19 protein-coding genes and 1 tRNA gene are annotated in these 18,626 nt (G+C 63.6%); 13 read left to right on the top strand and 7 right to left on the bottom strand.

The window, feature by feature from the left end; translation table 11 throughout:
• Positions 1–4: 4 nt before the first annotated feature.
• From PSV26_RS08265 to PSV26_RS08255, 3 genes are read right to left on the bottom strand one after another with little or no spacing between them, the layout of a single operon-like run.
• On the bottom strand, positions 5–310 hold the full coding sequence (locus PSV26_RS08265) for an AzlD domain-containing protein (protein WP_300569707.1): 306 nt from the start codon (positions 308–310) through the stop codon (positions 5–7).
• Positions 300–995, bottom strand: coding sequence for an AzlC family ABC transporter permease (locus PSV26_RS08260; RefSeq protein WP_300569704.1), 696 nt, complete (start codon positions 993–995; stop codon positions 300–302). Before PSV26_RS08260 ends, PSV26_RS08265 begins: the two co-directional genes overlap by 11 nt.
• Complete coding sequence (locus tag PSV26_RS08255; RefSeq protein WP_300569701.1) at positions 992–1,714, bottom strand: GntR family transcriptional regulator; 723 nt, start codon at positions 1,712–1,714, stop codon at positions 992–994. Before PSV26_RS08255 ends, PSV26_RS08260 begins: the two co-directional genes overlap by 4 nt.
• Positions 1,715–1,772: 58 nt before the next feature.
• Here PSV26_RS08255 and PSV26_RS08250 point away from each other — a divergent pair, with 58 nt between their 5' ends.
• Genes PSV26_RS08250 through PSV26_RS08235 form a run of 4 tightly spaced genes read left to right on the top strand, consistent with a single transcriptional unit; the run spans position 1,773 to position 5,332 of the window.
• Positions 1,773–3,158 carry a Rieske 2Fe-2S domain-containing protein gene (locus tag PSV26_RS08250; RefSeq protein ID WP_300569698.1) on the top strand — a complete coding sequence of 462 codons (1,386 nt, stop codon included), beginning with the start codon at positions 1,773–1,775 and terminating at the stop codon, positions 3,156–3,158.
• Positions 3,155–4,639, top strand: coding sequence for a glutamine synthetase family protein (locus tag PSV26_RS08245; protein ID WP_300569695.1), 1,485 nt, complete (start codon positions 3,155–3,157; stop codon positions 4,637–4,639). Before PSV26_RS08250 ends, PSV26_RS08245 begins: the two co-directional genes overlap by 4 nt.
• Before the next feature lie 14 nt (positions 4,640–4,653).
• Positions 4,654–4,977, top strand: a complete 324-nt coding sequence (locus tag PSV26_RS08240; RefSeq protein ID WP_300512590.1) for a 2Fe-2S iron-sulfur cluster-binding protein — start codon at positions 4,654–4,656, stop codon at positions 4,975–4,977.
• 49 nt (positions 4,978–5,026) lie between these two features.
• Positions 5,027–5,332 carry an antibiotic biosynthesis monooxygenase gene (locus PSV26_RS08235; RefSeq protein WP_300569692.1) on the top strand — a complete coding sequence of 102 codons (306 nt, stop codon included), beginning with the start codon at positions 5,027–5,029 and terminating at the stop codon, positions 5,330–5,332.
• Positions 5,333–5,348: 16 nt separating this feature from the next.
• On the opposite strand, the gene PSV26_RS08230 is transcribed toward PSV26_RS08235, so the two are convergent.
• On the bottom strand, positions 5,349–5,789 hold the full coding sequence (locus PSV26_RS08230) for a MarR family winged helix-turn-helix transcriptional regulator (RefSeq protein ID WP_300512593.1): 441 nt from the start codon (positions 5,787–5,789) through the stop codon (positions 5,349–5,351).
• A 129-nt stretch (positions 5,790–5,918) separates the two neighbouring features.
• Here PSV26_RS08230 and PSV26_RS08225 point away from each other — a divergent pair, with 129 nt between their 5' ends.
• The 9 genes from PSV26_RS08225 to PSV26_RS08185 all read left to right on the top strand — a co-directional run bounded on the left by PSV26_RS08225 (position 5,919) and on the right by PSV26_RS08185 (position 15,288).
• Complete coding sequence (locus tag PSV26_RS08225) at positions 5,919–7,112, top strand: 3-hydroxybenzoate 6-monooxygenase (protein WP_300569689.1); 1,194 nt, start codon at positions 5,919–5,921, stop codon at positions 7,110–7,112.
• 158 nt (positions 7,113–7,270) lie between these two features.
• Positions 7,271–8,626: an FAD-dependent oxidoreductase gene (locus PSV26_RS08220; protein ID WP_300569686.1), complete on the top strand. Its 1,356-nt coding sequence runs from the start codon at positions 7,271–7,273 to the stop codon at positions 8,624–8,626.
• 31 nt (positions 8,627–8,657) lie between these two features.
• Entirely contained in the window at positions 8,658–9,725 is a 1,068-nt protein-coding gene (gtdA, locus tag PSV26_RS08215; RefSeq protein ID WP_300512596.1) for a gentisate 1,2-dioxygenase, read from the top strand.
• On the top strand, positions 9,722–10,417 hold the full coding sequence (locus tag PSV26_RS08210) for a fumarylacetoacetate hydrolase family protein (protein WP_300512597.1): 696 nt from the start codon (positions 9,722–9,724) through the stop codon (positions 10,415–10,417). Before gtdA ends, PSV26_RS08210 begins: the two co-directional genes overlap by 4 nt.
• 179 nt (positions 10,418–10,596) lie before the next feature.
• Entirely contained in the window at positions 10,597–11,079 is a 483-nt protein-coding gene (locus PSV26_RS08205; protein ID WP_300569683.1) for a TRAP transporter small permease, read from the top strand.
• Positions 11,076–12,395 (top strand): TRAP transporter large permease, encoded by a 1,320-nt coding sequence (locus PSV26_RS08200; RefSeq protein ID WP_300569680.1) that lies wholly within the window; start codon positions 11,076–11,078, stop codon positions 12,393–12,395. The genes PSV26_RS08205 and PSV26_RS08200 overlap by 4 nt, the downstream gene beginning before the upstream one ends.
• A gap of 79 nt (positions 12,396–12,474) precedes the next feature.
• Positions 12,475–13,527, top strand: coding sequence for a TRAP transporter substrate-binding protein (locus PSV26_RS08195; RefSeq protein WP_300569678.1), 1,053 nt, complete (start codon positions 12,475–12,477; stop codon positions 13,525–13,527).
• 66 nt (positions 13,528–13,593) lie between these two features.
• On the top strand, positions 13,594–14,139 hold the full coding sequence (locus PSV26_RS08190; RefSeq protein ID WP_300569675.1) for an NUDIX hydrolase: 546 nt from the start codon (positions 13,594–13,596) through the stop codon (positions 14,137–14,139).
• A 156-nt stretch (positions 14,140–14,295) separates the two neighbouring features.
• Positions 14,296–15,288 carry a recombination-associated protein RdgC gene (locus PSV26_RS08185; RefSeq protein ID WP_300569671.1) on the top strand — a complete coding sequence of 331 codons (993 nt, stop codon included), beginning with the start codon at positions 14,296–14,298 and terminating at the stop codon, positions 15,286–15,288.
• A gap of 60 nt (positions 15,289–15,348) precedes the next feature.
• Here the strand turns inward: PSV26_RS08185 and PSV26_RS08180 are convergent, their stop codons facing one another.
• From PSV26_RS08180 to PSV26_RS08170, 3 genes are all read right to left on the bottom strand, one after another.
• Positions 15,349–17,580, bottom strand: coding sequence for a PAS domain S-box protein (locus PSV26_RS08180; RefSeq protein ID WP_300512608.1), 2,232 nt, complete (start codon positions 17,578–17,580; stop codon positions 15,349–15,351).
• 402 nt (positions 17,581–17,982) lie between these two features.
• Positions 17,983–18,059 (bottom strand) — tRNA-Pro (locus tag PSV26_RS08175).
• Positions 18,060–18,096: 37 nt separating this feature from the next.
• Complete coding sequence (locus PSV26_RS08170) at positions 18,097–18,576, bottom strand: MerR family transcriptional regulator (protein ID WP_300512611.1); 480 nt, start codon at positions 18,574–18,576, stop codon at positions 18,097–18,099.
• Positions 18,577–18,626 lie beyond the last annotated feature (50 nt).

Here is an 18,626-nt window from a genome sequence, read left to right as displayed (position 1 = left end):
CGGTTCAACTCATGGCCCAGCGCGCGACGGCCACCGTGACAGCCCCCGCCACGGCGGCCGCCAGGTCGTTGCGCACCAGCTTCATCGCCAGTCCCACGGCCAGCAAGCCGAGCAACTCCGGCAATTTCCCCGAGGTGGCGGCCGGCGTCACGATGCCGACCATCACCGACAGCGGAATCGCCTTGAGCGCTGCCTCGACGCGCGGCGTGATGCGCACATAACCCATCAGCAGGAAGCCGCTGATGCGGCAGGCGAAGGAAGCGACCGCCATGCCCACCAGCGCCAGCAGAAAGGTCGACTCAACGGCCATGGCGCCATGCTCCCATCAGCCCGCCCGCGAGGCCCGCACCCACGATGTACCAGGCGCCCGGCAGCAGCCGGTGTAGCACCAGCGCCACCAGCCCTGCTGCCGCCACCGGCCACAGGTCGGACTTGCCGCGCCACAGCACCATGCCGATGGCCGCGGCAAACGCCACCAGCATGAAGTCCAGCCCGAAGGCTGCCGGGTTCGGCACATTGCCGGCCAGCAGGTGGCCGAGCAGCGTGCCGCCGATCCAGGGCACAAACATCGCCACACCGGATCCGAACACATACCCCGCATCGCGGTAGCCGGTGTCGTACTCGCGCATGGCCATGGCCCAGCTGCCGTCGCCGAGAAAAAACAGCGCGCCCCAGCTCTGGTGGTGCGGCAGCCCGGCCAGCCAGGGCTGGATGGCCGCACCGTACAGCACATACCGCGCGTTCATGACCAGGATGGTGACGATGACCGGCGTGACCGCGGCCGTCGCCGTCCAGCCCTGCAGGGCGGCCAGTTGCGCGCTGCCTGAATAGACGGCGGCGCTCATCAGCATGGCCTGCAGCCAGCTCATGCCACGCTCGCTGGCGAGCACGCCGAAAACCATGGCGTACAGCGTGACGCCGGGCGCCAGCACCTGGGCGGCGAAGAAGCCGCGGCGTACGCCGGCGGCGGTGAAACTGACCGCGTCCTTCGTCAACGCCCCACCACCAGGCGGATGGCCGGCAACACCTGCTCGGTCTCGGCCCGGCGCTCCAGCGCCATGCGCATGTTCATCTGCGCGACTTCGGTGTGTTCAATGGCCAGCGCCTGCGCACGTGCGCCCTCGCCGGCCTTGAGCGCGGCGAACAGCATGTGGTGCTGGCGATGCGCGTACAGCATCCAGTCGCGGTCCAGCGTGACCGTGCCCTGCATGGGCAGCATGGCCGAGGCCGGTGCAAACGGCAACTTGTCGTTGAGCGCCACCGCGCGCTGCAAGGCACGGTTGCCGCAGGCCTCCAGCACCAGCGCATGGAAGCGGTCGTTCATGGCGGCGTAATCGGCATAACTTTCGTAGCTCAGCGGGTTCGCCGTCAGGACGCTGTCCCCCTCGTCCAGGCAGGCCTGCAGGTCCAGCTGCAGCTGGCGCGGCACGCCGTGTTCGGCCACCAGGCGCGCCGCCATGCCCTCCAGATGCCCGCGCACGGCAATCGCGTCGGCCACCTCGCGCGGCGTGAACTGGCGCACCAGGAACTTGCCGGTCTCATTGGCCTCGACCAGGCCCTCCTGCTCCAGCGTCACCAGCGCGGCGCGCACGGGCGTGCGCGAAGCGCCGAGGCGTTCGGCAAGTTGCTGCTCGGCCAGACGCTGGCCGGGCCCGAATTCGCCGCGCAGGATCAGGTCGCGCAGCTGGATCAACACCGTCTCTTGCAAGTTCATGAACCGGAATGTACACTGAAATCAAATTTCGGTATACCGTTTCAGGCAAAGGCTAACCATGAACGCAGAACAGAACGACTTGATCACCCGTGTCGGCCCCGGCACGCCTTGCGGCGCCCTGTTGCGCAGCTACTGGCAGCCGGCGGCGCTGGTCGATGAATTCAACCCGGCGCTGGACCCGCGCATGGACAAACGCCCGGTCAAGGCGGTGCGCCTGATGGGCCAGGACCTGGTGCTGTTCCGCGACGACAAGGGTGACTACGGCCTGCTGGACCGCGACTGCCCGCATCGGGGCGCCGACCTGTCCTTCGGCCGTGCCGAGGGCGATGGCCTGCGTTGCCCCTTCCACGGCTGGAAGTTCGACGTGTCGGGCCAGTGCCTGGACACCCCGGCTGAACCCGCCGGGAGCAAGCTGTGCGAACGCGTGAAACAACGCAGCTACCCGGTGCGTGAACAAAGCGGTGTGCTGTTTGCCTGGATGGGACCGGAAGGCTCGACCCCGCCACCCCTGCCCGCGTTCGACTGCTTCACCGCCCCGGCGACCCACAGCTTTGCCTTCAAGGGCCTGTGGAACGCCAACTGGCTGCAGGCCTTCGAGGTCGGCATCGACCCGGCCCACCCTTCGTTTCTGCACCGCTTCCTGCAGGACGAGGCGCTGGCGGACATCGGCCAGAATGCGGCGGGCAAGCAGTTTCGCAGCGCCAGCGCGGGCGTGATCGACGGCGAGCAGTGGCCGATGACGCGCATCATGCGCGAGTTTGCCCAGCCCGAGATCAGCGTGGAGAACAAGCCCTGGGGCATGCAACTGACAGCGCTGCGGCCCATGAACGACAAGCTCACGCATGTGCGCGTGACCAACGCGGTTTTCCCGGCCACCTTTGTGATCCCGCTGTCGGAGACCATGACCATCACGCAGATGCATGTGCCGGTGGACGACACCCACACCTACTGGTACTCCTTCTTCACGAGTTTTGCCGGCCCGCTGGACAAGGAGAGCATGCGCGCGCAGCGCCAGCAGTTCATCGCGCTGCCCGACTACATCCCGAACGCCGGGCGCCACAACAACTGGGGTTTCAACCCCGAGGAACAGCGCACGCAGACCTACCTGGGCATGGGGGAGGAAGACATCAATGTGCACGACCAGTGGGCGGTCGAAAGCATGGGCCCCATCCAGGACCGCACCCGCGAACACCTAGGCACCTCCGACAAAGTCATCATGGCCAACCGCCGCGTGCTGATCAAGGCGATTGCGACGGTGCAGGAAGGCGGCGTCGCGCCGGGCATCGCCGATGCCAGCCAGGCCGAACTGATGCGCGGGCCGGACACGGTGGACGGCATTGCACCGGCCGGCGCCTGGCCGAGCTGGTGGCAGGAGCAGGCCCGGGCCAAGCAGGCCAACGCGCCCTGGAAGGAAAAAGACACTCAGCAGGCTGTCAACGCATGAGCAGCTTTGCCGAACAATGCGGCATCCACGATGCCGCCCGGCAGCGCGCGCTGGCGCACACCGCGCAGCTGATTGACGCCAGCGGTATCGAACTCGTGCGTTTTGCCTGGTGCGACCTGCACGGCATGCTGCGCGGCAAGACCCTGGTAGCCGGCGCCGCCGCCGCAGCCATGCGGGACGGCGTGGGCATGGTCAGTACCCTGCTGCTCAAGGACAGCTCGGACCGCACCGCCTTCAAGGTCTTCGAGGCCGGCGGCACGGCCGGGCTGCCGGGCTTCGAGTTCGCCAGCAACCTGCTGCTGCTGGCCGACCCCGCGAGCTTTCGGCCACTGCCCTGGGCACCGGCCTCCGGCTGGGTCCAGGCCCAGCCCTGGATGCAGGACGGCACGGCCGTCGAGCTGGACACGCGGCGCATCTTGCAGCGCGCGCTGGCGCAACTGGCCAAAGCCGGTTACGGCATGAAATGCGGGCTGGAAATCGAGTTTCACATCTACCGCATCACCGACGACGGGGCCAGCGACCAGCTCGACCCCGAACAGGCGGCCTGGCCCGGCCTGCCGCCCCGGGTCGCGATGATCCACCCCGGCTACAACCTGCTGGCCGAGAACTGCGTGGACATGGCCGACGAGCCGCTGCGCATCGTGCAGCACACGGCGCAGGCGCTGGGCCTGCCCCTGCATTCGCTCGAAATCGAACTCGGCCCCAGCCAGGTCGAAGCGGTGTTCGAGGCCACCGACGCCTTGACCGCTGCCGACAACATGGTGCTGTTCCGCAGCGCCGTGAAGCAGGCGCTGCGCCGCGCCGGTTACCACGCCACCTTCATGTGCCGCCCACCCTTTCCGAACATCATGTCCAGCGGCTGGCATTTGCACCAGTCGCTGGTGAACCTGCAGACCGGTGCCAACCTGTTCCAGCGCGAGGCGCCGGCCGAGGGCACACAGGCCACCGACGCGCAGTACACGCTCTCACAACTCGGGGAGCACTACCTGGCCGGCCTGCTGGAGCACGCGCGCGGCATGACGGTGTTCTGCACACCGACCATCAACGGTTTTGGCCGCTTCAGGCCCAACGCGCTGGCGCCGCAGTCGGTGCTGTGGGGCCGCGACAACCGCGGCGCCATGCTGCGTGTGGTGGGCCAGTGCCAGGACAAGGCCACACGCATCGAAAACCGCATTGGCGAACCGGCCGCCAACCCGTATCTGTACCTGGCGTCGCAGATTCACGCCGGGCTGGACGGCATCCGCCGCGGGCTCAGGGCGCCGGTGGCCACCAATGCACCCTATGGCGACGCCGGCACCCGCATCCCGACCAGCCTGGGTGAGGCGCTGGAGGCCCTGCAGGCCGACCCGCTGCTGGTGCAGGCCTTTGGCGAGAGCTTCATCCACTACTTCACGCGCATCAAGCAGTCGGAAATCGCGCGCCACGAACAGGCCGAGGACAAGGACGACTGGCAGCGGCGTGAATATTTCAGCCGCATCTGATATTCAAATCACCCATGATTACTATTCATTTCATAGCTGCTGACGCGATATCCACAACGGTCCGAGCCAAAATCAGCCAAAGCCTGATGGAGGCAGCCGTGGCTGGCGGCATCACCGGCATCGCGGCCGACTGTGGCGGCACCCTGACCTGCGCGACCTGCCATGTGATGGTGCACGAACCGTTTGCCAGCCAGTTGCCACCGGCCGACGGCGAGGAACGGGCCATGCTGGCTTTCACAGCGGTACCGGCCACGCCCGCCAGCCGGCTCAGTTGCCAGATCCGCCTGAGCCCCGCACTCGACGGTTTGACGGTAGAGTTGCCTGCCAGCCAGTACTAACCCCGCATAGCCCTCTACAACCCCACCCAGCCCTGCACAGGACGCCCTCATGATTCTCGAACTCGCCGACATCCGCATCCAGCCCGGCCAGCAGGCCGCTTTTGACGAAGCCATCCAGCGCGGCCTGCGAACCGTCATCGCCGGCGCCAAAGGTTTCCAGGGCTTCAAGGTCAACAAGGGCATTGAAAGCCCCGAGCGTTACGTGCTGCAGATTTTCTGGGACACGCTGGAAGACCACACCGTCGGCTTCCGCGAATCCCCGGCTTTCGCCGAGTGGCGCGCCATCGTCGGGCCGTTTTTTGCCGGCCCGCCGGTGGTCGAACATTTCACGCTGCTGGCCAAATCAGGGGACTGAAGGGCCCGGGTCAGCTTCAGGCCATGTCTTCGTGGCCGGCAATCAGCTTGCCAAGCAGCGCGCCGAACTGCTTGCGCTCGGCAGCACTCAGGGGCCCCAGCAGGCGCGTCTGAACCCGGCTGACGGCCCGCTTCATCTGCAACGCGACTTTTTCGCCTTCCGGTGTGACCCAGAGCAGCTTGCGCCGCCTGTCGGCCGGATCGGCCTCGCGCCGCACCCATCCCTTGGCCTCGAGCCGGCCTATCACCGACCCCGAGGTGGCGGCATCAAAAGCCACCCGCCCCGCCAGCGTGACCTGGTCTTCGCCGGGGTCGTCCATCAGGGCATTGAGAATCGCGAACTGCACCGGCGTCACGTCAAAACCGGCTGTTTCGTCCATGAAAAGGGCGATCGACAGCTGGTGGGCGCGCCGGATCTGGTGCCCCGGGGCTTCGCCGAAGTTAAAGCTTTTTGACATGACGCGAGTTTAAGGGAGCGCTGAACAGGTCCCCAGGCTCAGGGTAAGCACCGTACGGATTTATAATAAGCATACTTATCATCTATCCACCCCTTTGCGACAGCCTCCCCTCAAGACACTGGATTGACCGTGACATCTCCCCACCCCATCCTCATCGCCGGCGGCGGCATAGGCGGCCTGGCGACGGCCCTCGTCCTGGCGCGTGACGGCCACGCCGTGACGGTTCTGGAACAGGCCGCCAGCTTCGGCGAAATCGGTGCCGGCATCCAGCTCGGTCCCAATATTTTCAAGATGTTTGCCTGGCTCGGCCTGAGCGATGTGGTCAGCAAGGTGTCGTTTTTTCCGCCCGGCCTGGGCATGAACGATGTGCGCACCGGAGAAAAAGTGGTGCGTGTGCCGCTGGGCGACGTGTCCCGCGCCACCTACGGTTTTCCCTATGGCGTGATCTACCGCGCCGACCTGCACCAGGTGTTTCTCGACGCCTGTCGGGAACTGCCCAACATCACGCTGCGCACCGACGCCAAACTCGAGTCCTTTGAGCAGACCGCGGACAGCGTGCGCGTTCGCCTCGCCAATGGCGAAACCCTGCCGGGCGTGGCGCTGATCGGGGCAGACGGCCTGTGGAGCAAGGTGCGCGAAGCGGTGGTCGGCGACGGCAAGCCCCGGGTGTCCGGTCACATCGCCTACCGCGCGGTGCTCAAGCGCGAGGACGTCCCCCCCCATCTTTGGAGCGATGACGTGTTGCTCTGGGGCGGTGAAAAAACGCATCTGGTGCACTACCCGCTGCGCCGGGGCGAACTGTTCAACCTGGTCGCGGTGTTCCACAGCAGCAAGTACGACGAAGGCTGGAACACTTTCGGCGACCCGGCCGAGCTGACGGAGCGTTTCCGCGATGCCTGTCCGCAGGTCCGGGAGCTGCTGGGCAAGATCGAGACCTGGAAAATGTGGGTGCTGTGCGACCGGGAGCCGGTGAAGAACTGGACTGACCGGCGGGTGACGCTGCTCGGCGACGCGGCCCACCCGATGCTGCAGTACCTGGCCCAGGGCGCGGGGCAGGCGATCGAAGACGCGGTGGTGCTGCGCGAAGCCCTGCGCTTTGCGCGTGGCGATGTGCCGCTGGCCTTCCAGAAATACCAGCAGGCCCGTTACCTGCGTACCGGCAGGGTGCAGCTGACCGCGCGTTTCTACGGCGACATTTACCATGCCGCCGGCGTGCAACGCGAGCTGCGCAACCAGCTGTTCCAGGGCGGCCAGGAAAGCGCGGGATTTGCAGGACTGAAGTGGATGTATGACGGCATCGAGCCTTCAAAACTGTTCCAATAGAACCTGTCAGAACCTGCGCGACACTGTGCAAACCCCTCCAGTTGCTCTCTTTTTAATAGCTGACACCGCACTGCCCATGCCGACCATCGCCCCAAAACACCTTCAATCCTGCGACCGGGTCGGCGGCACCGCCAGCGGCGGGGCGGGATAACGTGGCCATGCCCTCCCCCTCCTTTGTCACCGAACCAGCTCGCACCCTGCCGGTGTATGGCGAGTTCGATGTGGTCGTCATCGGCGGCGGGCCGGCCGGCCTGGCGGCCAGCGTGAGTGCCGCCAGACATGGCGCGCGCACCCTGCTGGTCGAGCGTTATGGCTTTCTGGGCGGCATGGGCACGGCCGGAGGGGTCACCAATTTTGCGGGGCTCTATGGCCGCAAAAACGGCGAGATGCAGCAGCTCGTGCATGGTGTGGTGGACGATCTGCTGGCACGCATGGATGCGCTGGGCGGCCTGAACCAGCCGCAGGACGGCATGGGCGGCCGCATCCGTGTGCGCTCCTACGATGTCTCGGCCTACAAGTGCGCCGCCGACCAGATGCTGGTGGCCGGTGGTGTGCATCTGCTGTTTCATGCGTGGGCGGCTGCGGTCCTGATGGACGACCAGACCATCACGGCCCTCGTGGTCGAGACCAAATCCGGGCGCCGGGCGATCCGGGCGCGCCGCTTCATCGACTGCTCCGGCGACGCCGACGTGGCGCATTTCGCCGGCGTGCCTTTTGAGCTTGGTGACGGCCACGGCAGCGCCCTGTTTCCCTCCACCATGTTTCGTGTCGGCCATGTGGATGCCGGGCCGGCGCTGGCGGCCGTGGGTGAGTTCAAGGCCATCAACGAGCTGATGGAGGAAAGTGAAACCCGCCAGCCGGGGCGCTACAAATTCCCGCGCAAGGGCGCCATCCTGCGTCCGCAGAAAAATCCCGCCGAGTGGCGCGCCAATGTCACGCAGATCCGCAACGCGGCCGGCAACGCGATGGATGCCACCGACGCGCGCCAGCTCAGCGAGGGTGAACTCGAGGGGCGACGCCAGATCACCGAATATTTCCGTTTTCTCAAGAACGAGGTGCCCGGATTTGCAGACTCGGCCATCATCGACATCGCGCCCCAGGTCGGCATCCGCGAGTCGCGCCGCATCTGCGGGGCCTACATGCTCACCGGCGAGGACATCCTGTCCTCGGCCCGTTTTGCCGACGTGATCGGCATCAACGCATGGCCCATGGAGATGCATGTGGACGGCGCCATCAGCTGGCGCTTTCCGCGAGATGAAAACCGGGCCTACAACGACCTGCCCTGGCGCATGCTGGTCACGCGCGAGGTGGACAACCTGCTGGTCGCCGGCCGCTGCGCCTCCATGGCCCACGAAGGCCAGTCGGCCGCGCGCGCCAGCGGTGGCTGCTTTGTGATGGGCCAGGCGGCCGGCACCGCCGCCGCACGGCTCGACGATGGCGCGGCCTTTGCCGCCACCGATGTCGCCCGCCTGCAGCAGGTGTTGCGGGACGACGGCGTCTATTTCGACCTCTGAAAATGCAGAAACTGCGAAACGGGAACAGACCATGGACATGACGCTCCCCGCCGGCACGACACGCCAGGCCTTTTATGAAGCAATCCGCGCACAGCACATGACACCCTTGTGGGAGGTGCTGCATGCACTGGTGCCCCAGCAGCCGACCACCCCCTGCGTGCCGGCCTTCTGGGCCTGGAACAAGGTCCGCCCTTACCTGATGCAGTCCGGCGAACTGATCACCGCCGAAGAAGCCGTGCGCCGCGTGCTGATCCTGGAAAACCCCGCGCTGCCGGGCCAGTCGTGCATCACGCAATCGCTGTATGCCGGCCTGCAGCTGATCCTGCCCGGCGAAATCGCGCCCAGCCACCGCCATACCCAGAGTGCGCTGCGTTTTGTCGTCGAAGGCCGCGGCGCCTACACCGCGGTGGACGGAGAACGCACCACCATGGCGCCCGGTGACTTCATCATCACACCCAGCTGGACCTGGCACGACCACGGCAACCAGGCAGCGCTGGAAGGCGGCGAGCCGGTGGTCTGGCTCGACGGGCTGGACATTCCCATGCTGCGTTTTTTCGACGCCGGTTTTGCCGAGAACCACACCGAGCGTGCGCAGACCGTGACCCGGGCCGAAGGCACCAGTTACCAGCGTTACGGCGCCAACATGCTGCCGGTGCATTACGACGCCCCGTTCGGCCAGACTTCGCCGATCTTCAGCTATCCTTATGAACGTACGCGTGAGGCCCTGCACACCCTGGAACAACAGGCACCGGTCGACGCCTGGGACGGGGTGAAGCTGCGTTACGTGAATCCGGCGACCGGCGGCTCGCCGATGCCGACCATGGGCACCTTCATGCAGCGCCTGCCGGCCGGTTTTTCCGGCCTGCCCTGGCGGCAAACCGACGGCGCGGTGTTCAGCGTCGTCGAAGGCCACGGCTCGGTGCTGATCGGCCCGGCCGGCCAGGAACAGGCCTTCGAGTTCGGTCCCCGCGACCATTTTGTGATCCCGTCGTGGCACACCGCCCGGCTGCGCTCGGCGCAGGGCTGTGTGTTGTTCAGTTTTTCAGACCGCCCGGTGCATCAGGCACTGGGCATACACAGAGAAGAAAGGTTGTCATGAGCTTTGTTTTTACCCCGCCACCAGTCGTGTCCGTCCCCGTCGTCGGCACCACCGAGCGTTTTCCTGTGCACCGCATCTATTGCGTGGGCCGCAACTACGAAGAACATGCCAAGGAGATGGGCTTTACCGGCCGCGAGCCGCCGTTTTTCTTCATGAAGCCTGCCGACGCGGTGGTGGTGGTGGAAGCCGGCCAGACCGGCACCATCCCCTACCCCAGCCTCACCAACAACCTGCACCATGAAATCGAACTCGTGGTGGCCATTGGCACGGGCGGCAAGAACATCAAGGCGGCCGATGCGCACAAACACATCTTCGGCTATGCCGTGGGCCTGGACATGACACGCCGCGACCTGCAGGGCGAAATGAAGAAACAGGGGCGCCCCTGGTGTATCGGCAAGGCCTATGACCATTCCGCACCGATCGGCCCGATCACGCCGGCCGCCCAGGCTGGCGACGTCGCCAATGCCGAGCTGTACGTGCAGGTCGGCGGCAAGGACCGTCAGCGCAGCAATGTGTCCAAGCTCATCTGGAACGTTGCCGAAACCATTGAACACCTGTCCGCTGCCTGGGAGCTTCAACCCGGCGACCTCATCTACACGGGAACCCCCGAGGGTGTGGCGGCGGTGGTGTCGGGCGACACCATGGTCGGCGAAGTCAGGGGACTGGGCACCTTGACTGTCAAGGTGGCCTGATGCCCTTCCGGACGCTTGCGCGCCTTTCGCGCAAGTGCTCCGATCATCGCGCAAATACCCGGCGCCTTGCGGGTATCCCGCCTGACCCGTCCGACCGCGGCCCCGGATAATCCTCACCATTGAGGAGCCGGGCCTTCCGGCGCACCCTCCGTCCCCCTGTCCCATCCCTGGAGACCCCGTTGAAAATCCTGCAAAACCTGGCAAAGCTTTGCGCCATCCTGGCGGGCCTGCTGCTGACCGGCATCACCCTGATGACCTGCATCAGCCTGATAGGCCGCAACACCACCGGCACAACCCTGGTCGGCGATTTTGAACTCACCGGTATTGCCACCGGCGCGGCGATCGCGCTGTTCATGCCCTACTGCCAGATTCAGCGCGGCAACATCATTGTGGATTTCTTCTCCTCAAGATTCAGCCCGCAGGTCAATGGCGGCCTGGACCGCCTGGGCGCCCTGTTGCTGGCGGTTCTCTTTGCGATCCTTGCCTGGCGCACGTCGCTGGGAGGACTCAATTCCTGGTCTACCCATTCCGAAACGCAAATCCTCGGCTTTCCCGAATGGACAACTTACGCGGCCATGGTGCCACCCTTTGTGCTGACGGCGATGATCGGCATCCACCAGAGCCTGTTCGGCTTCGGCGAAGGCACAGAGGCGCACGCATGAGCTCCATCACCGAAACCCTGCTGATCTTCGGCATCATGCTGGGCCTGATGGCCGTCCGGGTGCCCATCGCGGTGGCCATGTTCACTGCCGGCGCCATCGGCTACGTGTCCCAGACAGGCTGGTCACCTTTTTCCAGCTTCCTCAATACCCAGGCCTTTGCCCGCTTTGCCAGCTATGACCTGTCCGTGATTCCGCTGTTCATCCTGATGGGCCATTTCGCGACCCAGGGGGGCATCAGCAGGGCGCTCTTCCAGTTTGCCGCCAGCATCATGCGTCACTTCAAGGGCGGTCTGGCGATGGCAGCCGTGCTGGCCAGCGCGGCCTTTGGCGCCATATGCGGATCATCGGTCGCGACAGCGGCCACGATCACCAGTGTGGCATTGCCTGAAATGAAACGGCACGGGTATTCGGGACGACTGTCCACGGCGACACTGGCTGCCGGAGGAACGCTGGGCATCCTCATTCCACCGTCGGTTCCACTGGTGATCTACGCCATTCTGACGGAGCAGAATATTGCCAAGCTGTTTGCAGCGGCCATGGTCCCCGGCCTGATTGCGATGCTGGGCTACATGGTGGCGATCGCCATCTATGTGCGCCTCGTCCCGGGCCACGCACCCGAAGTGGATACCGATAGCGAGGGCGTCACCCTGCGCTCGGTGTTCGCGGTCATGCCCATCGTGCTCATCTTCCTGCTGGTCTTCGGCGGCATTTATGGCGGCTACTTCACGCCAACAGAGGGAGCGGCCGTCGGAGCTGCGGCGACCTTTGTCGCCGCATTGTTCAAACGGGAACTGACCTGGGCGAAATTTATCCGCTGCTTTTATGCAACGGCAGAAAGTTCGGCCATGATCTTCCTGATTTTTATCGGTGCAGACCTGATGAACTCGGCGCTGGCTCTGACGCAGGTGCCCAACCAGCTCGCAGCAGTCGTTGGCGGATGGGGGCTGTCTCCGCTGATGGTGGTGACGGCCATCCTGCTGTTTTATGTGGTGCTCGGTGCGGTCATGGACGAGCTGTCCATGCTGCTGCTGACCATCCCCATCTTTTTCCCCATGGTCATGGCGCTCGATTTCGGCATGCCCCGCGAGTCTGTGGCCATCTGGTTTGGAATCATGGTGCTGATGACCGTGGGTTTTGGCCTGCTGGCGCCCCCGGTGGGCCTGAACGTCTACGTCGTCAACAGCATGGCCAAGGATGTGCCCATCAGCGAGAGCTATCGCGGCGTGCTGCCCTTCCTGATCAGCGACACCCTGCGCACCACCCTGCTGCTGTTCTTCCCCGGCATCTCGCTGTGGCTTGTAAAGTTCATCAACTAGCGGCCCCATCAGGGCAATCACGGGTTCACAAACTGTTTTTCCTGCATTAATTTACAACCACCCTTACCGGAGACAACACATGATTCAGCGACGTACTCTTCTCAAAACCGGCGCAGCGGCTGCGCTGGGAGCGCCCGCCCTGTCGGGCCTGGCCCAGCAGGCGGTCACCCTGAAATTTCACACCTTCATGTCGCCAGCGTCCAACGTCTGGCTGGGCATGCACAAGCCCTGGATGGACAAGGTCGAGAAGGAGTCGGGCGGCCGCATCAAGTTCGAGGCTTACCCTGCCATGCAACTGGGCGGTACTCCGGTGCAGCTGTATGACCAGGCCAAGGACGGTGTCGTGGATGTGGTCTGGACCTTGCCTGGGAATACGGCTGGACGCTTCCCGCGCGTCGAGGTGTTTGAGCTGCCCTTCATGATGTCCAACGCTGAAGCAACTTCCAAGGCCTACTGGGAATACGTGCAGACCATGGCACCGGACGAATTCAAGGACACGCAGGTCATCGCGCTTCAGGTGCATGGTCCCGGCGTGATCCATACCGTCGACAAACCCGTCCGGTCCATCGCCGACATGCGTGGACTCAAAATGCGCGCACCCACCCGCCAGGTCACCAAGCTGATGGGTATGCTGGGCGCCATTCCGGTCGGCATGCCCCTGCCGGCCATCACCGATGCACTGAGCAAGGGCACCATCAATGGCTGCGTGATTCCCTGGGAAGTGGTGCCGTCGGTCAAGGTCAACGAGCTCACCAAGTTCCATGCCGAGTTCGATCCAGCCGGCGGTAGCCTGTACACCACCACTTTCGTGATGGCCATGAACAAAGCCAAGTACAACTCGCTGGCCCCTGACCTGAAAAAGGTCATCGACAACAACTCCGGCATGGCCACCTCGGCATGGCTGGGCAAGGTGCAGCAGGGCAATGACGTTCCGGGCCGCAAGACCGCCAGCGACCGCGGCAACACGATCTACACCGTCAGCCCGGCAGAAGCCCAGGAGTTCCGCCGCAAGTCACGCACGGTGGAGGTCGAGTGGGTCGAGGACATGAACAAGCGCGGGTTCGACGGCAAGAAATTGCTGGGCACGGCCCGCAGCCTGATCGAGAAACACACCAAAACCACCAAAGCCTGAGCGCAGACGCCTGGCACAAAGGGCTCCCTCGGGAGCCCTTTTTGGTTTCAAACTAAACTGGCTTCCATGTACCGTAGTCCCATCAAACATTGCAGAAACTGCGGCGCCGCGGTGACTTACCGCGTACCAGATGACGGAGACACGCGGGAGCGGGCTGTCTGCCCGGCCTGCGGCACCATCCATTACGAAAACCCGCTCAATGTTGTCGGCACTGTGCCGCATTGGGGCGACAAGGTGCTGCTTTGCAAACGCAACATCGAACCGCGCTGGGGCAAGTGGACCCTGCCTGCGGGCTTCATGGAACTCAACGAAACCACGGCGCAGGGCGCGGCACGCGAAACCGATGAGGAGGCCGGCGCACAGTTTGAAATGGAAGACCTGTTCAGTGTGATGAATGTGGAACGTGTGGGCCAGGTCCATCTCTACTACCGCGCGCGGCTGCTCAGTGAGCAGTTCCATCCTGGCCACGAAACGATCGAGGCCAGGCTGTTCACCGAAGCAGAAATCCCCTGGGACGACCTGGCTTTCAGGACCGTGAAAGAAACGCTGGCCTGCTATTTTTCAGACCGGCGCCAGGGCGCGTACGGCATCCACGTGATCGATGTCGCATGAGTTCGCGTTCGCGATGCTGCGTTTCGCACCCTCAAGGTAAGCAAGTGCCTCATTCGTCCTGAGTGTCACTTAGAATTTCGGCAGCCACGCGCACTCCGCCGCGCTTTCTGACCGGCCTGCTGGCCGCCCCCCCCTGACACCCCACACCGGAATTTCATGTTCAAAGCCGCTTCCTTTTTCCGCATTGCCGACGACTTCACTCTGCCGCCCCTTGAAGCACTGGAAGAAGTGCTTCAGGCGACCCGATTCGTACCCTGCGGCGCGACGCAGGCGGAGTCCAGCGGATGGGTGCCCCCGCGCGGCAACAAGAGCACGGTGCTGGCTGAAAGTGTCGGTCCGCAGCTTATCCTGCGCCTGTGCACGGAACGCCGGCCTCTGCCCGCCTCGGCCATCAAGGACGCTGTCGATCAACGGATTGAAAAATACAAACAGGAAACCGGCCATGAGCGCGTGGGCGCCAGGATCAAGAAAGAGTTCAAGGAAGAAGTCATTCTCGACCTGCTGCCGCGCGCCTTCACCAAACGCTCGACCACCACCTTGTGGGTGGATCCGGTCCACAAGTTGCTGGTCGTGGACTCGGGCAGCCTCACCGGTGCTGACAAGGTGGTGAGCCAGTTGCTGGAAGCGCTCAGCGGGGTACCGGGATCGGGCACAGGCCTCATGGCACGACCTGTGCAGACCACCATGTCGGCCGCGATCGCCATGGCGCACTGGCTTGCCAGCCGGGAGGCTCCCGTCGGCTTCACCATAGACCGGGACTGCGAACTCAAGATGCCCGACGACCAGAAATCAACGGTCCGTTATTCGCGCCACACGCTGGAGATCGACGAAGTTGCAGAACACATCGCCGCGGGCAAGGTGCCGACACAGCTGGCCATGACCTGGAACGACCGCGTGTCCTTCGTGCTGACTGACTTGGCCCAGATCAGAAAACTCAAGCTGCTTGACGTGGTGCTGGACGGAGTCCAGGACAGGGGCAAGGACGATGACGGCTTCGATGCCGATGCCGCCATCGTGACGGGTGAACTGTCAGCCCTGATTCCGGACCTGCTGGAAGCACTGGGCGGCGAGCTGGCGCACGATGCGGCCGCCACGCCCCCGGGCGCTGCGCAGGCGCCGCAGACGGTACCCGATCCCGCCATCGCCTGAAGGAAAACCGCCCACCGGACAGGCGCTACCAAACCAGGCCTTGCTGCAGGCGGGAGAAGATCAGTTTGAACGCCCCAGCGTGAAAAAGAAGGTGGCGCCGCCATTCGGTTTGCCTTCTGCCCATACGCGGCCACCGTGACGCTCAATCACCCGCTTCACCGTGGCCAGCCCGATGCCGGTGCCGGGAAAGTCCCCGGGCGAATGAAGGCGTTCGAAGGTGCCGAACAGCTTGTGAGTGAAAGCCATGTCAAACCCCGCACCGTTGTCCTTCACAAAAAAGACGGTGCCGCCTTCGGCTCCGCGCTCGCTGCCAACCTCAATGCACGCCAGCGGCTCCTTGGCGCTGAATTTCCAGGCATTGGCCAGCAGATTCTGCAGCACGGATGACAGCAATCGGGGGTCGCCATGCGCGATCAGTCCATCGTGGATGTTCACCTGAACCTGGCGTTCGGGCTCTCTCTCCCGGCAGTCGTTTTCGATCCGCCGCGCCAGGGCCGACAGGTCGACACGTTCCGACTTCAGCTGCTCGCGGGACAGATGGGCAAGCGTCAGCAGGCCCTCGATCAACTCGCCCATCTGCATGACGCCGACGCCTATCCGGTTCAGGTAGTGTTTGCCTTTTTCGCTGATGTGTTCCGCATCTATTTTTGCCAGCAACTGGCTGAACCCGTGGATGGTATTGAGTGGCGAGCGCAGGTCATGGGACACAGAGTAGGCAAAGGACTCCAGCTCCTTGTTCGCCGTTGCCAGCTGGGCCGTGCGCAGCAGGACGCGGTCCTCCAGGTCGCTGTTGAGACTGAGAATTTCCTGCTGCTGCCGCCTGCGCTCGGAGACGTCGCGCTCCACGGCCACCCAATGGGTGTGCTTGCCGGCCTTGTCGGTGATGGGCGTGATATCGATTTCCAGCCAGAGCTCCCTGCCTGCCTTGGTGTAGACGACGATCTCCGAACGCACGCGCTCCCACTTTTGCATGGCGGTGCGAATACGGTCCAGCTCGGCATGCTGGGTCTTGGGTCCCCACAGGAGCCTGGAGGTATTTCCGATCACCTCGTGGCGGCTGTAACCGGTGTGGCGCTCAAAGGCGTCGTTGACAAAAACAATGCGCGGCCCCGCATCGTCGAAAGCCTCTGCCTCCGTGATGACCACCATGTCGTTCAGGCGGGCCACCGCCGTTTCAAGCAGCCGCAATTGCGCATGTTCCTGGCGTCTCTGCGTGATGTCCTGAAAGTACACAGCGATGCCCGCTTTCGTGGGATAGACATGGATATCAAACCAGGTTTCCAGCGGTTCGTAAAAGGTTTCAAAGCGGGTCGTGCGCTGGTGTTCAACGGCCTGCCGGGCTTCACGCTCTATCACCCCGCCCATGGCCTTGGGGAACTCCTCCCAGAGGAGTTTGCCCAGCAAATCGTCCCGGTGGCGCTGGAGCATTCGCTCGGCCTGACTATTGAGAAAGGTGAACTTCCAGTCGGTGTTGATCAGGCAAAAACCGTCCGTGATGCTTTCCAGCGTGGTGGCAAGCTGTGTCTCAAGGTCGCGTGTATGGGCCTCCGCAGCCTTCTGCTCCGAGATGTCCTGGAACGCCCCTTGAATGCGGACAATTTTTCCGGAAGCATCCCTCACCGCCTCGCCAAGTGAGCGCACCCAGATGCGCCTGCCTTTGGCAGTCATCTTGGGAAGTACAAATTCATAGGGCGTACCGTGCTGCGCGCAAGCCTCCACATGCTGGATGACGATGTGCCGGTGCTCCGGCAGAAAGTAGCCAATCCCCTCTTCCAGTGTCGGCGTGTAACCCGGTGGTACGTCGTGGATCAGGCAGTTTTCGACCGACCAGGTCAACACGCGCTCCGGCAGGTCGATCGTCCATCCGCCCAGGCGCGCGACCCGACCGGCAATACGGGTCATGAAGATATCCTTCTCCAGGAGTTCCGATGCCTGTTTCAGCGCATCGATGTCAGTCAGGGTGCCGAGCCATTGAGTCGTCTGCCCCGCGGCGTCGCTCTGCGGGAGTGCGCGGCACAACATCCAGCGATAAACACCGTCTGCGCGGCGCAGCCGGTATTCGATCTCACAGGGATCGCCGCTCGCGAGCGCCTGCTCCAGAAGCCCGGAGGCACGCAGTTCGTCATCGGGATGAATCTGGCCGGAAAAGCCGTGATCAAGGCTCTCTTCCAGGGACAAACCGGTGTAATCCAGCCAGCGTTGATTGAACCAGGTGTAGGCGCCATCGGCCCGCATCACCCAGACAATCTGGGACATCGCGTCGGTCAACAGGCGAAATTGTGTTTCGCTCACGTGCTGAAACTCATCCGGACACTTGGCCGGCGATGTCCCACAGCAAACGACCTGCCCAGGCCGTCATCCGTGGTGGCCCCGGATTGCGCCCGGGAAATATTCCGATGGACCACCGTCATATGTCAGCTCTTTCATGGGTCGCCTTCTGAATTGCGGAGAGCACCTTCATGCACGCCGGACACCGCGCCAACAAGGTCGGGCACCCGGGTATCCCGCGGTGCTTTCGGTCAGTTTAGCGCGTGACGCACCAATGCCCAACGTTTTAGAGAGCCTTGTCCCGATTTTTGTGCCCGGCCCTGACTGCCGCGTTGAGACTGGATGTTCCTGTCCAGCGCAAGCGATGGATTCGCCCATGAAAAAAGCCTCCTAACATCACTGTTAGGAGGCTTTTGACATTACTTATGGTCGGTGTGAAAGGATTCGAACCTTCGACCCCTTGCACCCCATGCAAGTGCGCTACCAGGCTGCGCCACACACCGTCAAGCTTCAAATTATAGCGTGCTTGTTCGGGCTGTTTCAGTAAGTGGCACTGAGCAAATCGCGAATTTCGAACAATTCCCGGCGTAGCAGCTGCAGCCTTTGCTGGGCCGCACTGCCATCAGGCAAGGGCGCCATATCGGACGCACTGTCTTCAAAATCCACCGAGTCGCCAAAGTCGTCAAGAATCGAATCGCCCGCTTCAACGACATCCACGCCGTCGAGCATGACTTCACCGTTGCGGCGCTTGTCACGTTCGGTCTGCACGATCTCCTGCAGCTTGTTGCGCGCACCGCTGATGGTGAAACCCTGGTCGTAGAGCAGGTCGCGAATGCGCCGGATCATCAACACCTCGTGGTGCTGGTAGTAGCGGCGGTTGCCTCGCCTCTTCATCGGGCGCAACTGCGTGAACTCTTGCTCCCAATAACGGAGCACATGAGGTTTGACTCCGCAGAGATCGCTGACTTCACCGATGGTGAAGTAACGTTTGGCGGGAATGGGGGGGAGAGTTTTCTCCAATTAAATCAATACGCTATGAGATGAAGCTACAAATTTACTCTAACAGGAAC

It is taken from the genome of Polaromonas sp. (assembly GCF_029945685.1).
GTDB lineage: Bacteria > Pseudomonadota > Gammaproteobacteria > Burkholderiales > Burkholderiaceae_C > Polaromonas.
The sequence above is the reverse complement of the archived record's forward strand: the minus strand, read 5'-3'. Positions and strand labels throughout refer to the sequence as shown.